Here is a 13,789-nt window from a genome sequence, read left to right as displayed (position 1 = left end):
CGCGGGTCAGTTGCGCTCGGGCTGCCCGGCTCGCCAGTACCCCATGAACGCCACCGCGCGACGGTCGACCCCGAGGGTCGAGACGAGGTGTCGGCGGAGGAGCTTGATGACCCCGGCCTCCCCCGCGAGCCACGCGTAGAGCGGCACCCGTGCACCGTCGGACGCAACCGCGTCCGGGACCTCCCACAGGAGCTCGTGGTCGACGTCGACGTCGTCGAGCACGGTGCCGGCGCTCCGAGCGGCGTGCACGGCGGCACCCGCCGCCCGCTCGACGGCCGGTCGCAGGAGCGTCCCGACGGCGGCGGCACCACGCGCGAGGACGACCACCTGCACGCCGTCCGGGTGCGTGCCGAGCGCGGCCGCGTCCTCCGCATCCGGGACCTCGACGATGGCCGTGCCGACGGTCTCCGCCGGCAGCATCTCGAGGATCCCCGCGATCGCCGGGAGGGCCGTCTCGTCGCCTGCGAGCAGCACCCGGTCGGCGGACGCCGGTGCATGCCAGTCGACACCGCCGCCCGACACCGACGCCCGCGCGTCCGGGACGCAGACCACGACGCCGTCACCGACCGTCGCGTCCATCGCCCACGCGGAGGCCGGTCCGATGCGGCCGTGCAGGGCGACGTCGACGTCGAACTCCCCGCGATCGGCCCTGACCTCGCGGATCGTGTAGGTGCGGAGGAACGGGCGGACGTCGTCCGGGAGCGCGCGCCAGCCGGCGTACCAGTCGCCGTGCATCGGCATGGCGGCGAGGTCGCCGCCGGGCTGCGGGAAGAGGAGCTTGATGCGCTGGTCGTAGCGGTTGTCGGCGCAGTGCCGGACGTCCGGGCCGGTGAACGTCACACGGCGGTAGGTCGGCGAGAGCACCTCGACGCGGGCGACCGTGACGTGTTGGAGTGCGAACGGGCTGATCGCGCCGGTGGTCTCGGCGGAGGTCGTGCCGGAGGCCTTGCCGGTGGTCTCGGCGGAGGTTGCCGACGCGGTGTGGCCCATGCAGGTGAGGGTACCCTCACTCGCATCGGAGTCGTCGGGGTGTCGAGCAGCCGTCGTGCCTACGATTGCGTCATGGCCCACGACCATGCGCACCCCGGCGGACCGGCCTCGTCCGGTCGCGCGCTCCTCGTCGCGTTCTGCATCTCGGCCGCGATCCTGCTCGCCGAGGTGGTCGGTGCGGTCGTCACCGGCTCGCTCGCACTGCTCGTCGACGCCGGCCACATGGTCGTCGACACCGGCGGACTGGCGATCGGCCTCACCGCCGTCCGGCTCGCACAGCGCACCCCGACGAGCCGCCGCACGTGGGGGTACCAGCGTGCCGAGGTCCTCGGGGCCACCGCCCAGGCCGCGATCCTGCTCGCCGTCGGCGTGTACGTCATCATCGCCGCCGTCCAGCGCCTGTTCGTGCCCGCGGACGTCCCGGCGGCGCCGCTGCTCGTCTTCGGCGTCATCGGACTCGTCGGCAACCTCGTCGCGTTCAGCGTGCTGACGCGTGCCGAGGGCGAGTCGTTCACGTCCCGCGCCGCCCGTCTCGAGGTCCTGAACGACTCGCTCGGCTCCGTCGCGGTCATCGTCGCGGCGGTCGTCGTCGCCGCGACGGGCTGGCAGCGCGCCGACTCGGTCGCCGCGATCCTGATCGGCGCGCTCATCCTGCCGCGCGCGCTCCGCCTGCTCCGCGAGACCGCCGACGTCCTCCTCGAGTCCACCCCGCGCGGTCTCGACCTGGACGCCGTGCGCACCCACATCCTTCGACTCGACCACGTCCTGGCGGTGCACGACCTGCACGCGACGCTCGTCGCCACCGGCCGCCCGACCCTCACCGCGCACGTGGTGGTCGACGACCACTGCTTCACCACCGCGCACGCGCCCGAGATCCTCGACGAGCTGCAGCAGTGCGTCGCCGAGCACTTCGACGTGCCGGTGGCGCACTCGACGTTCCAGCTCGAACCCGACACGCACCGGCGCCACGAGCACGACGTGCACGCATGACCACGACCCGCCACCGTCACGGGGCCGCTGCCGTGACGGCCGGCCGCGGGACCGGGACCGGCACCGGCATCGGCACTGGCACTGGCACCGGCCCTGGCACTGGGAGGACTTCCGCATGAGTGTCGAGGTGACCGCGTTCCTCGCCGACTCCGCCGAGGCGGTGGACGGCAAGCTCTACGTGCTCGGCGGCGGGTGGGACATGGTGACCGTCCGGCAGCTCCCGGCCGTGCAGGCCCGTGTGGCGCTCGGTGTGCTCGTCCACATCGGGTGGAACGACACCGACACCGAGCACGACATCCGCCTGCACCTCGAGACCGAGGACGGCGCGCTCGTGCCCCTCGCCCGGCAGGCACCCGGCCTCGAGCCCGGCAGCGTGATCGGGGAGATGGGACACCGGTTCGTGGCGCAGCGGCCGCCGATGCTCCGTCCCGGCGACTCGCAGACACACCCGATCACGTTCACCGTGAACGACCTCGTGCTCGAGCACGCGGGTGGGTACTCGTGGGTCGTCCGGATCGACGACGTGGTGGCCAAGCGCCTGCCGATGCGGGTCGTCCTCACCCAGGGGTGACGTCGGCCGCCGGCAGCTCGGCGGTGCATCGTTGCGTACGCTGCGATCGCGTGGTTCCGCACGGCGTAGCGTGGCGGGGCGCCGACGGACCTGCCTCGACGCGGAGAGGTCGTCCCATGCCAGTCCCCGCCACCGGCTACGCCCACGTCCGGATCACCGTCACGGACATCGCACGGTCGCGCGCGTTCTACGACCGCGTGTTCGGGTTCGACGTGGTCGCCGAAGCACCGGCCGACGACGCCGACCAGGCGACGAAGGACGCGATGTGGTGGGTCTTCGGCGGCGTCGTCTACCAGTTCGCCGGTGGCGTGTTCGGGCTCCGTCCGGTCGCACCGGCCGACGACCGGTTCGACGAGGACCGCGTCGGTCTCGACCACGTCAGCTTCGCGGTGCCCGCACGCGCCGACCTCGAGGCGGCCGCGACGCTCCTCGACGAACTCGGTGTCGCGCACGGCGGCGTCAAGGACATCGGCTCCGGGCTCATCCTGGAGTTCCGCGACCCGGACGACATCGCGCTCGAGTTGTTCACGCCGGCCGCCGGCTGACCGACGGGTCAGCAGTCGGCGCGGGTCGTCGGGTACGCCGTGATCACCCGGTCGGTGGTCGCTGAGACGATGACCTTGACGAACCCGTCGGACGGCGTCGATCCGTCATCGAACCGGATGGCAGCCGAGTAGCACAGCTTGCCGTCCCCGGCGTCCGCCGGCAGTCCCACCGACGGCTGGGTGAGGGCGACCCGGACGGCGGTCAGCATGAGGTCGTCCCAGTCGCGGTCCGAGTGGGCGGCAGTGAGTTCGTCGTCCCAGTCGCGTTCGTGGCGGAGCGTGATGTGCCGGTACCCCTGGCCGGTGTCGCCGCACTGCATCACGACGGAGCCGAGCGCTGCCGTCGTGTACCGCGCCACGACGGCGCGACGATCGGTGTCGCAGCGGTCGAGGACGTCCGCCCCGGGCAGGTCCGGACCGTCGGCGTCGAACACGACGGTCCCCTGCGGCCCGGCGCCCGTCGTCGTGGGCGTTGCGGGCGTCGTGGTCGCGGTCGCCGCCGGTGTCCGATCGCTGTCGACGCCACGGATCGCGAGCACGCCCCCGACGACGACCACCGCGGCGATCACTGCGGCGATCACTGCGGCGATCGTCAGCCGTGACCCGCGGGTCGATCTGCTCGGTGCCATCGCGCTCCTCCGAGGCCTCAGTATGTCGTGCTCCGTGTCTCCCGACCGTCGTCCTCGGCGCCCGGGCTCGGCCTGGATCCGTGCTCGGCCTCACCGAGCGTGCAGGTCCGCCCGGTGGTCCGAGCGAGGACGCGGCAGAAGTGCACGCTCGCGGCGGTCCACCCGTGGGCACGCGTGGGCCCCCGATGGCTCCCCGGTGGCCGGTTCCGCCGAGCGTGCAGGTCCGCCCGGTCGTCCCGGGCGAGGACGCGGCGGAAGTGCACGCTCGACACCGCACCGGAGGACGTCGACCTCGCACGCACCGCGTCGACCTCGGGCGGACCGGTGCATCTCCTACGAACTCACGAAGTGCGACGGGCCGCGTCTGGCGCACGGCGTCTCCCGCTCGTACGATTCCCGGGCTGGGTCGTGGTCAGCTCCCTCGCGGTCGCCCTGATCGGTTCCCCGGTGTACCTGCCCCGCCCGCTACTGGTCCTGGTCGTCGCCCGCGTCCGGTCGGTCCGGGATGAACCCCGACCCGATCTGCATGCCCGCACGGAAGGTCATGCCGGAACCCGGGGCGAACGCGAACCAGCCGTCCGACGTCCCAGCTGCAGCCCCGAGGCCATCGGTCTCGCCGTCGAACTCCTCGGTGTCGTCGTCGAACCCCTCGGTGTCGTCGTCGATGTCGTCATCGCTGCCCTCGCGTGTCCCGAGCAGCTTGCGCGTCAGCGCGGACCGGGCGGTGAGCAGCGCGTCGAGCGCCCCTTCGAGGTCGTCGTCGGCCGGTTCCGCTCCGCGCAGGGCGGCTCCGAGCACGCTCCGCCGCATGAGCTCCTTCGCGAACGACCCGGTCGTGCCCTCGGCCCGCGCCGCCGCACCCTGCAGCGCACCCCCGGAGAACGGCAGCGACCCGGCGTACCGGCGGAACAGGCGGACCCGTTCGGCCTCGCCGGGCAGGGGGACCTCGACCGCCAGGTCCACCCGTCCGGGACGGTCCGCCAGGGCACGTTCGAGCACGGCGACCCGGTTCGTGGTCATGACGAACGCGACGTCGGCGTCGCCGTCGAGCCCGTCGAGTGCGTCGAGGACCTCGAACAGCAGCGGTTGCGGCGAGGTGTGCCGTTCCATCGCCACGAGGTCGATGTCCTCGAGGACCACGATCGAGGGTTGGAACGTCCGGGCGATCTCGGCCGCCGCCCCGATCGCCGCGATGCTCGAGCCGGTGAGCAGGACCGCGGTGACTCCCGGAGTCCGAGCGAGCAGATGCCGGATGGTCAGCGTCTTGCCGGTACCGGGAGGGCCGTAGAGCAGGACGCCGCGCTTGAGGTGCTGACCGGCCGCGAGCAGTGCGGCGCGCTGCTCGCCGATGCCGACGACGTGACCGACGACCTCGTCGAGCAGCCCGTCCGGGAGGATGACCTCGTCCGCACCGGTGACGGGTCGCTGGAGGAAGGTGGCACCGGCATCGGACCCGTACTCGGAACGGGCGAGCGACAGCACCTGGCCGCGGAGCACGCTGTGCTCGATCATCAGGGCACGGAGACGGTGCAGGAACTCGGTGGCGCGCTCCTGGTCGACGCAGAGCAGCTCGATGCCGGCCTCCTGCCGTCCGTACTCCGGCTTCGCAGCACGCTGGAGCACCACGACCGGGGTCCCGTCGACGGTGAAGAGCCGGAGGCCGAAGGACACCACGCGCCGGGTAGCGGTCGGGCCCACTGCCTTCGCGGCGTAGGTCACTGGGCCGATCGTCCACCGGTGATGCGGGTTCGCGACGAGCTCGCCGACGGAGGTCTGGAACCGGCCGTCGTCGCCCGCGATCCCGATCAGCGCGTCCGGGTCGTCGCCCGCGAGCACCTCGAGGGCGATGTCGGCGTCGACCAGACGGTGGTCGGCGAAGTCCTCGGTGACCACCGGGACGGACTGCGGATCGACGCCGAGGTGGTCACGAATCCGTTCGCCGAGCGGGGTGAGCACGGCACGCTGCTCCGCGGCGGCCAGTTCGTTCGCGTGTTCCAGGTAGCGGGTCAGCGCCCGCATCAGGGTCCGGTCGTCGTCTTCGAGCACAGTCGTATCCTGCCAGCGTGACCACGGGGCCGGTTCCGTCGCCGCCCCCGCCGAGCGTGCAGATCCGCCCGGTCGTCCGAGCGAGGACGCGGCAGAAGTGCACGCTCGACACCGCACCGGAGGACGTCGACCTCGCACGCACCGCGTCGACCTCGGGCGGACCGGTGCGTCTCCTACGAACTCACAAAGCGCGACGGGCCGCGTCTGGCGCACGGCGTCTCCCGCTCGTACGATTCCCGGGCTGGGTCGTGGTCAGCTCCTTCGCGGTCGCCCTGATCGGTTCCCCGCGGACCGGAAGGGATCTGTGATGGATGCAGCACGCGGACTGGTGGTCGTCGCCGAGGACGAGCCCGCGATCGCCGACGTGGAGCGGATGTACCTGCAGGACGCCGGGTTCACGGTCCAGGTCGTCCGTGACGGGCAGGACGCACTCGCGCTCATCCGCAGATCCGCGCCGGTCGCCGCCGTCGTGGACGTCGGTCTGCCGACCCTCGACGGGATCGAGATCGTCCGAGCGCTGCGCCGCGAGGAGAACTGGACGCCGCTCGTGCTCGTCACAGCCCGTGGCAGCGAGGTGGACCGGGTCCTCGGCATCGAACTCGGCGCCGACGACTACCTGACCAAACCGTTCTCCGGCCGGGAGCTCGCGGCGCGTGTCCGGGGGCTCGTCCGCCGGACCGGGGTCCGCTCGAGCGTCGCCGTCGTCGCGGGCGACCTGCGCATCGACCGGGACCGTCGGACGGTGACGAGGAACCAGCAGCCGGTGGCCCTCACCGCGACCGAGTTCGACCTGCTCGCGCATCTCGCCGCGGAGCCGGGACGGGTCTTCGAACGCGCGCAGCTGCTCAGTGCGGTGTGGGGCATCAGCGACTTCAGCGGCACCCGGACCGTCGACGTCCACGTCGCGCAGCTCCGCGCGAAGCTCGGACCGGACGCCGGCGTCCGCACCGTCCGGGGTGTGGGCTACGCCTTCGACCCGCAGCCGCCGCGATGACCCCACCGGGACGTCGCCGGGTGCTGCCGCCCAGTCTGACCGGGCGGATCGTGCTCACCACGGTCGCGGTCGCCGTCGTCGCCGTGCTCGCCGTCTCGATCGCCGGGTTCCAGCTGGTCCGGCAGGAGTCGCTGCAGCAGACCGGGCTCGTGCTGCGGGCATCGGCCGAGGTCGTCGCCGCGTCCTCGCCGGACGACCGTGCCCGGCTGGCAGCCCGGCTCGAGCGACGGAGCGGTGGGCGCATCGACATCGGGTTCGGCGGCACCGGCGGCGTCTCCGCGCTCGCTGCACCACTGCCGCGCAGGCTTGCGAACCGTCTGGCGACCGAGGACCGCGTCTCGGCGCGCGACGTCACAGGTCTGCGGACGGTGCTCGTCGAGGCGGTCCCCGCGCGGGGCGGCGGGTCGGTCATCGCGGTCGAGGACGTGTCCATCCTGCATGGCGACCGGGTCCTGGACCGGTTCGCGATCGCCCTCCTGATCGGTGTGTTCGTCGCCATCGGCCTGGGGATCGTCCTCGCTCGGTTCACGACGAGGCCCCTGCGGGCCATCGCGTCCACCGCGACCCGGCTCGCGCACGGCGACCGTGGACTCACCGCACCGAGGCCGGACACCGGGGACATCCGGGACACCGGCGACATCGGCGCGGCGGACGCCCCGGCCGCGAGGGAGATCGCCGAGATCCAGCGCGCTCTGCAGGTGCTCGACACCGAGCTGGCCCGGTCCGAGGGCGCGCAGCGGGAGTTCCTCCTGTCGATCTCCCACGAGTTCCGGACGCCGCTCGCAGCCCTGCGGGGCTACGCGGACGCACTCGCTGACGGTCTCGTGGCGGCGCCCGACGTCCCGCACGTGGCCGGTGTGATGCGCGCGGAGACGGAACGGCTCGACGCGTTCGTCGGCGACCTGCTCGCCCTGGCCCGTCTCGAAGCGGACGACTTCGCCATCCGCCGAGAGCCCTTCGACGTCGTCGCGCTCGTCGACCAGGCCGTGACGGCGTGGGGCGGTCGGGCCGCCACGATCGACGTGTCGGTCCGACGCGAGTCGGCCCCCGGGAGCGTCCGCATCGTCTCCGATCCGCTCCGGGTCCGTCAACTCGTGGACGGCCTGATCGAGAACGCGTTGCGGGTGTCACCGTCCGGCGGTGTCGTGCGCATCCACGTGCTCGCCGCACCGGACCACGTCGCGGTGTCGGTCATCGACACCGGCCCCGGCCTCGACGCCGGGGACCTGCAGCAGGTGTTCGTCCGGGGTGCGCTCCGCGACCGACACAGCGGTGACCGACCGGTCGGGACCGGCCTCGGGCTCTCGATCGCGGCACGCCTGACCGAGCGGCTCGGAGGCGTCATCGAGCCGGTCGCTCGACCGGCCGGGGCAGAGTTCCGGGTCACGCTCCCCCGCGAGTCGTCCTGACCACGCGCCGGGTGCCCGTACACGATCCGTACACACCACTGACCGTCGGCTTGCGTGCGCGGATCACAGTGCGGTCATGAACATCTCACCGATCCTCACCCCGCTGGCCGTCGCACTCGTCACCGCCGGCACCGTCACCGCATCCGCCACCGGCGCGTTCGCGGCCACTCCCGCCCCCACCGCTGCCGCATCGTCGTCACCGGCCCACCGAACCCATCTCGGCAAGGACGCCACGCTGCAGCAGATCCAGGCCGCAGCCGCGTCCGCCACTGCGAGCCGGATCACGAAGCTGAACGCCGCGATCACGAAGGTCGACGCGGACAAGACGCTCACCGCCGGCGACCGCAGCAGCGTGTCGTCGAACCTGCAGGGCGACCTGACGGGCATGCAGCACCTGCAGTCGACGATCGCCGCGGACACCACCACGGAGGCGGCCCGCTCCGACTTCCGGACGATCTTCCGCCAGTACCGGGTCATCGCCGTGACGCTGCCCCAGGAGCGGATCGTCCGGGAGGCGGACCGCACCACCGCGACCACCGTGCCGCACCTGCAGGCCACCGCGCAGAAGCTCGCCGACCGCATCGGCAAGCACCAGGCGAAGGACACCGCGTCGGCGAAGAGTGCCCTGGCCGACCTGCAGCAGCAGATCACCTCCCTGCAGTCGGGCGCGCAGGGTCTCGACACCGCGGCGCTCGCCGTCGCCCCCGCCCAGTTCGACCAGGCCCACTCCGCGATGGCCGCCGTGCGCACGAAGGCCCGTGCACTGCGCACCGCCGACGAGGCCGCCCGGAAGGACGTCCACGACATCCGCCAGGCCCTGCACGGCTGAGCGGCGTCCCGTCACGGAGGTCGGCGTGCGTGCCGACCGCGAGCGTGCAGTTCGACCGCGTGCGCCCGGGCACGGACCGGGTGATCCTGCACGCTCGGGATCGGAACCGGGGTCAGGGCTCGACGACGGTCACAGACCGGGGAACGCCGCCGTCAGGTCGTCGAGCACCGCATCCGCGCCGGCGTCGCGCAGTTCGTCCGCCGAGTAGTGGCCCGTCGCGACCCCGATCCCGATGGCCCCCGCCGCGTGCGCGGACGTGATGTCGTGCGGGGTGTCACCGACGACGAACACCTCCTCCGGCGTCAGGTCGTGCCCGACGATCAGGGACGCCTTCCGGATCGCGGCCCGTGTCGCCTCGTCGCGGTCGGGCGAGTCCGAGCCGTAGGCACCGAACACGAAGTACCGGCCCAGGTCACCCGGCTCCATCTTGGCGCGGGCAGCACCCTCCATCGCGCCGGAGATGACGCCGAGCACGATCCCCTCGGCGGCCAGGTGCCCCAGGAGGTCGTCCACGCCGGCCTCGACGCGGTAGCCCGGTGCCGTCCGGATGTCGGCGGCGAGGTGCCACAGGTAGCGGGCGTAGAGCCGTGCGAGCTCGTTCGGGGTCGGCTCGCGGTGGAGGACGCCCTCGAACGTCTCCCGCCCGACCTCCGGGTCGGTCTCGCCCGACGAGGTGTGCTCACCGATGTCGGCCGGGATCCCGTGTAGGTCGAGGAACGCCGCCTTCCAGCTGCGGCCGCCGGCCCCACCGGTGTGGACGAGGGTCTCGTCGATGTCGAACAGGACTGCGAGCGGTTTCTCCACGTTGTTCCTCCGGGCGCCGGTGGGCTGGGCCGGGATGACCCTCGCCGTGCGCACCAGCGTAGGACGCACGCCTGCGAGCGCACCACCGACGAGGTGCGCCGGCTGGACCGACCGAGTGGACCTCCCGGCCGCACCTGTCGGTCAGCCCACCGGAGGATCGTCGGTGAACGCGGAGCCCACTCCGATCGGCCCGAAGACCCCGATGACCAGGAGCACGGACACCCCGAGCGAGACCAGGCCGGCGACACCGACCGTGATCGCGCTCCACCTGGTCCGGCGGATGCCCGGGATCGCGTAGCTCATCCCGGCGATCACCGCCCCGAGGCCCGGGAACGCGATCGTCCCGAGCACGACGCCGACGAGGACGGCGACCGTCACCGCGGTCATGCGACGCGGCAGCACGGAGGTGTTCACGATCCCACCGCGGTCCCGGCCGCGGATGCTGCGGTCGGCGCGACGGCGACGACCACGCCCCGGGACGCCCCCGGCGTCACCGGCAGGTCTGATCGATGACGCATGCCGCTCCCTCAGTCCACGCCGCCCGAGACGGCAGTCCCTGAACAGTGTCGGAGACCGCTCCGGAAGTCAGCCCCCCGTTCGAGGGCCTGCACTCCGGCGCGCTCACCGACCGTCGGCGCGTTCCCCACCGTCCGTGCGCTCCAGGTCCGTCCGCCGTGGTCTCTCGCCGTCTCAGGCGGCGGCCGGCTCCTCGAGCAGGGGCGCGATGCCCTCGACCGACCGGCGCGCCCTGTCGGAGGTCGCCACGAACCCGATCGCGATGATCCCCGCGGCGATGCCGACGACGATCCACCACATCGCGTGCGTCGCGACGGCGAAGTCCGCGCCGACCGAGGCCACGGCGCTCGCCCCCGTCACCGTCCCGGCGAGTGCGACCCCGAGCGACACACCCGTCTGCCGACTGGTCGAGGCCACGGCCGCCGCGGACCCCGACCGCGCGCGGGGCATCCCGGACACCGCCGTGTTCGTGATCGGGGCGTTCACCATGCCGAACCCGACGCCGAAGAGTGCGAACGCGACCGCGAGGACCCACAGCGGCGTCGTCACATCGATGGTCGTCAGGACGAGCCCGCCCGCACCGATCCCGACCCCGGCGAGGACGAGGGGGACACGCGTGCCGACCGATCCGACGAGCCGACCGGACAGCGGCGACACGAGCATGGTCGCGACTGCGGCGGGCAGCGTCCAGAGGCCGGCCTCGAACGGGGACATGCCCCGGACCTCCTGCAGGTACAGCGCGTTCAGGAACAGGAACGCGCCGTTCGCCCCGAACGCCCCGATCGCGGCGATGACCGAGGTGGAGAACGGGATGCTGCGGAAGAACCGGACGTCGATCAACGGCTCCCGTCGCCGCTGCTCGACGGCCACGAGCGCGGCGAGGGCTGCGGCCGCGACGACGAAGAGCCCGAGCGCACCCGGCGAGGACCACCCGAGGCGTGGCCCTTCGATCAGCCCGCCGACGAGGGAGGCGAGGAGGACGATGACGAGCGTCTGCCCCGCCGGGTCGAAGCGCGCCGGACGCGCGGACCGGGACTCGGGCACGAACAGGGCGGTCAGGACGATCGCGCCGATGCCGATCGGCACGTTGATCCAGAAGATGGCACGCCACCCGACGGTGTCGGTCAGCGCCCCGCCGACGAGCGGGCCGAGACCCATCGAGACACCGACCACCGCCCCCCAGACACCGACCGCGCGCGCACGCTCCCGGGCGTCGTCGAACGTCGCCGTGATGATCGACATCGCGACGGGGTTCATCATCGAACCGCCGACCGCCTGCACCATCCGGAACACCACGAGCCACCCCACGCTCGGCGCGAGCGAGCACAGCAGCGACCCGACGGAGAACAGCGCCAGGCCGACCTGGAACGTCCGACGCCGTCCGATCCGGTCTGCTGTCGAGCCGGACAGCATGAGGAGGCTCGCGAGCACGAGGGTGTACGCGTCGATCGTCCACTGCAGCCCCGCGATGGTGCTGTGCAGCTCACGGCCGATCGACGGGAGGGCGACGTTCACGACCGTCGCGTCGAGCGACACGATGAACAGGCTGAGACAGCAGACGGCGAGGATCAGGGTCCGGTGCCGGTACCGGGGTGGGAGCGCGAGCTCGTCGCCGCGCCGCCCGGGGTCCCGTCGTTCAGTGGAAGCCGTCGCCGTCACCGTCCTTGTGGCCGCCGAGCATGTCGTTGTCGTCCTGGTCGCTCGTCGACGCGAGTTGGAGCATCGCGAGCACCACCACCACCACGATGAACGCGATGCAGAGGAAGATGCCGGCGAGCGCGACCTCCCGCGTCGACATCAGCACGACGAGCCCGACGAACACCGCAACGATCGCGGAGATCGCGAGGAGTTCGACGGGACGCAGGCGGTCGCGGCGGCTGGGGGTGGTCATGCGTGTGGTGCTCCGTCCGGGGCGACCGGCGTCGGCGCGGTCGTTCCCCACTTGTGCGAGAGTCCGGCGATCAGGTGGAAGACCGCGGTGAGGGCGAGGTAGGCGCCGAGGAGCCCCACCAGGATGATCGACGAATCGAGGGTCCCGGTGACCCGTTCCACACCGCCGAGCTGCTTGGAGTAGTCGGGTGGGGTCACGAGGAACGCGACGGCGAGGGCGACGGTGAGGCCACCGACCGTCATCCAGTCCCGCGCGAACGACGAAGTCCGCCGAGCGCGGACCCCCTGCAGGAGCTCGATGACACCGGTGACGACGGCGAAGACGGTGACGACCGCGATGAAGGCCGGGAGACCCGATCCGGCCAGGAGGAGCGCCACGACCCCGGCGACGATGCTCACCACGGACTGCACGAGCGCCATGCGCCGCGCGGACCGGTCGTCGAGTCGGCGGGCACTGCCGAGCCCGAGCAGGACACCCTCGACGATCGCGAACCCGCCGAACAGGAGCAGGCCGTACCCCGCGCCGTGGTTCGACGAGAACGTGATCACGAGTGCGACGACCGCCGCGGGGATCGCCCGGAGGACGGGGACCGGCCAGTACCGGGCGCGCAGTGCGGCGTCGTCCACGGTGTGGGACACGGAACCCCTTCCGGCGGTGATGATCGGACGGACAATGGTACCGCCCGGATCCGAGCCGGACGTCGGCCCGGACGCGACGACCGCTGAGGATGCTCGAACACGCCTGTCCAGTGCGCTGCGTGTCCACCGTTCAGCATCAGGAGAGCAGGATCGGAGCATGGACCGATCTCCTGCGAACCGCATGCACCCCGACGCCGCCGCCATGGGGAGCCCGATCGACACGGTGCCGCTCGCACGGGTGCCGATGGACCGCGTGGCGCTCGACACCGTCCCGCTCGACATCAGTGAGATCCGCGCACTGCTCGCCGAGGGCGGACCCTCCGGCGCGAGCGCGATCCTCTGACCGACCGGCGCTCCTCTGACCGAGCGGCGGTCCTCCGACCGGCCGGCGATCTTCCGGCCCATCGGCGATCCTCTGACCGACTGATCCGGGGTCAGCGTCCATCGAGGACGTCCCCGAGCCGCCCCGGGTCGTCCCCGCGCTCTCGCCGACCGATGCGGGACGCGAGCCGGCCACGTGCCGCGCGCGCTGCTCCGTCGGTGGTCTCGTCGTTCCGCTGCCGCGCGACGGTGGCGGCGCGTGCTGCATGGATCGCCGCCGCGAGCGTGACCCTGGCATCGAAGTCGGCCTCGTCCGGACCGACCTGCCCCCACGCGATGCGTGCCTGGTCGTCGACGTCGGCGAGGTTCCGTGCCGCGCGCACGCCCCGTCCGGCGAGGATCTGATCCGCCGCACGTCGGGTGCGAGCGCTGTCCGCCGAGCGTGCCCGTGCGACCCGTTCGTCGAGTGGTTGCTCGGGGACGACGGAGTCGCGTGGGACACCGCCGGCCGCCCGGACGCGCTCGGCATGGCGGGCGGAGGCCGCGGCGAGTTCCTCATCACGCATGCGGCGACCGTACCGCGCACGGCCGACACCGATGCCGACACCGACACCGA

The 13,789-nt window shown here is 72.5% G+C and carries 16 protein-coding genes; 7 read left to right on the top strand and 9 right to left on the bottom strand.

The features are described 5' to 3' along the window. Positions 1 to 6 precede the first annotated feature (6 nt). Positions 7 to 990, bottom strand: a complete 984-nt coding sequence (locus ACO0E0_RS00155) for a siderophore-interacting protein (protein ID WP_422869252.1) — start codon at positions 988 to 990, stop codon at positions 7 to 9. Positions 991 to 1,062: 72 nt separating this feature from the next. Between ACO0E0_RS00155 and ACO0E0_RS00150 the strand changes: the two genes are divergently transcribed. The 3 genes from ACO0E0_RS00150 (at position 1,063) to ACO0E0_RS00140 (ending at position 3,096) form a co-directional block, all read left to right on the top strand. Then, positions 1,063 to 1,980: a cation diffusion facilitator family transporter gene (locus tag ACO0E0_RS00150; protein WP_422869250.1), complete on the top strand. Its 918-nt coding sequence runs from the start codon at positions 1,063 to 1,065 to the stop codon at positions 1,978 to 1,980. 115 nt (positions 1,981 to 2,095) lie between these two features. Then, the gene (locus ACO0E0_RS00145; RefSeq protein ID WP_422869248.1) at positions 2,096 to 2,551 is read left to right on the top strand and encodes a DUF6941 family protein; all 456 of its coding nucleotides are present in this window, start codon (positions 2,096 to 2,098) and stop codon (positions 2,549 to 2,551) included. Between the two features lie 116 nt (positions 2,552 to 2,667). Beyond that, on the top strand, positions 2,668 to 3,096 hold the full coding sequence (locus ACO0E0_RS00140) for a VOC family protein (RefSeq protein WP_422869246.1): 429 nt from the start codon (positions 2,668 to 2,670) through the stop codon (positions 3,094 to 3,096). An 8-nt stretch (positions 3,097 to 3,104) separates the two neighbouring features. Here ACO0E0_RS00140 and ACO0E0_RS00135 read toward each other — a convergent pair whose 3' ends face one another. Next, a complete protein-coding gene (locus ACO0E0_RS00135) occupies positions 3,105 to 3,725 on the bottom strand; it encodes a hypothetical protein (RefSeq protein ID WP_422869244.1) in 621 nt (206 codons plus the stop codon). A gap of 465 nt (positions 3,726 to 4,190) precedes the next feature. After that, entirely contained in the window at positions 4,191 to 5,771 is a 1,581-nt protein-coding gene (locus tag ACO0E0_RS00130) for an AAA family ATPase (protein ID WP_422869242.1), read from the bottom strand. Positions 5,772 to 6,078: 307 nt separating this feature from the next. Between ACO0E0_RS00130 and ACO0E0_RS00125 the strand changes: the two genes are divergently transcribed. The 3 genes from ACO0E0_RS00125 to ACO0E0_RS00115 all read left to right on the top strand — a co-directional run bounded on the left by ACO0E0_RS00125 (position 6,079) and on the right by ACO0E0_RS00115 (position 9,003). Further along, the gene (locus tag ACO0E0_RS00125) at positions 6,079 to 6,765 is read left to right on the top strand and encodes a response regulator transcription factor (RefSeq protein ID WP_422869240.1); all 687 of its coding nucleotides are present in this window, start codon (positions 6,079 to 6,081) and stop codon (positions 6,763 to 6,765) included. Further along, on the top strand, positions 6,762 to 8,174 hold the full coding sequence (locus ACO0E0_RS00120) for a sensor histidine kinase (RefSeq protein ID WP_422869238.1): 1,413 nt from the start codon (positions 6,762 to 6,764) through the stop codon (positions 8,172 to 8,174). Before ACO0E0_RS00125 ends, ACO0E0_RS00120 begins: the two co-directional genes overlap by 4 nt. 76 nt (positions 8,175 to 8,250) lie before the next feature. Continuing rightward, positions 8,251 to 9,003 (top strand): hypothetical protein, encoded by a 753-nt coding sequence (locus tag ACO0E0_RS00115; RefSeq protein ID WP_422869236.1) that lies wholly within the window; start codon positions 8,251 to 8,253, stop codon positions 9,001 to 9,003. Positions 9,004 to 9,132: 129 nt separating this feature from the next. Here the strand turns inward: ACO0E0_RS00115 and ACO0E0_RS00110 are convergent, their stop codons facing one another. The 5 genes from ACO0E0_RS00110 to ACO0E0_RS00090 form a co-directional block, all read right to left on the bottom strand. Then, positions 9,133 to 9,807, bottom strand: a complete 675-nt coding sequence (locus ACO0E0_RS00110; protein ID WP_422869234.1) for an HAD family hydrolase — start codon at positions 9,805 to 9,807, stop codon at positions 9,133 to 9,135. 141 nt (positions 9,808 to 9,948) lie between these two features. Further along, positions 9,949 to 10,221, bottom strand: a complete 273-nt coding sequence (locus ACO0E0_RS00105; RefSeq protein WP_422869233.1) for a hypothetical protein — start codon at positions 10,219 to 10,221, stop codon at positions 9,949 to 9,951. Positions 10,222 to 10,497: 276 nt separating this feature from the next. Further along, the gene (locus tag ACO0E0_RS00100; RefSeq protein ID WP_422869231.1) at positions 10,498 to 11,982 is read right to left on the bottom strand and encodes an MFS transporter; all 1,485 of its coding nucleotides are present in this window, start codon (positions 11,980 to 11,982) and stop codon (positions 10,498 to 10,500) included. Then, entirely contained in the window at positions 11,960 to 12,214 is a 255-nt protein-coding gene (locus ACO0E0_RS00095; protein ID WP_422869230.1) for a hypothetical protein, read from the bottom strand. The genes ACO0E0_RS00100 and ACO0E0_RS00095 overlap by 23 nt, the downstream gene beginning before the upstream one ends. Beyond that, the gene (locus ACO0E0_RS00090) at positions 12,211 to 12,852 is read right to left on the bottom strand and encodes a DUF308 domain-containing protein (protein ID WP_422869229.1); all 642 of its coding nucleotides are present in this window, start codon (positions 12,850 to 12,852) and stop codon (positions 12,211 to 12,213) included. The genes ACO0E0_RS00095 and ACO0E0_RS00090 overlap by 4 nt, the downstream gene beginning before the upstream one ends. Before the next feature lie 157 nt (positions 12,853 to 13,009). On the opposite strand from ACO0E0_RS00090, the gene ACO0E0_RS00085 reads away from it, so the two are divergent. After that, a complete protein-coding gene (locus ACO0E0_RS00085; protein ID WP_422869227.1) occupies positions 13,010 to 13,195 on the top strand; it encodes a hypothetical protein in 186 nt (61 codons plus the stop codon). Between the two features lie 91 nt (positions 13,196 to 13,286). Here ACO0E0_RS00085 and ACO0E0_RS00080 read toward each other — a convergent pair whose 3' ends face one another. Next, positions 13,287 to 13,739 carry a hypothetical protein gene (locus ACO0E0_RS00080; protein WP_422869225.1) on the bottom strand — a complete coding sequence of 151 codons (453 nt, stop codon included), beginning with the start codon at positions 13,737 to 13,739 and terminating at the stop codon, positions 13,287 to 13,289. Positions 13,740 to 13,789 lie beyond the last annotated feature (50 nt).

Origin of the sequence: Curtobacterium phyllosphaerae, from assembly GCF_049341865.1 — a bacterium.
In the GTDB taxonomy this organism is placed as follows: Bacteria; Actinomycetota; Actinomycetes; order Actinomycetales; family Microbacteriaceae; genus Curtobacterium; species Curtobacterium phyllosphaerae.
The sequence above is the reverse complement of the archived record's forward strand: the minus strand, read 5'-3'. Positions and strand labels throughout refer to the sequence as shown.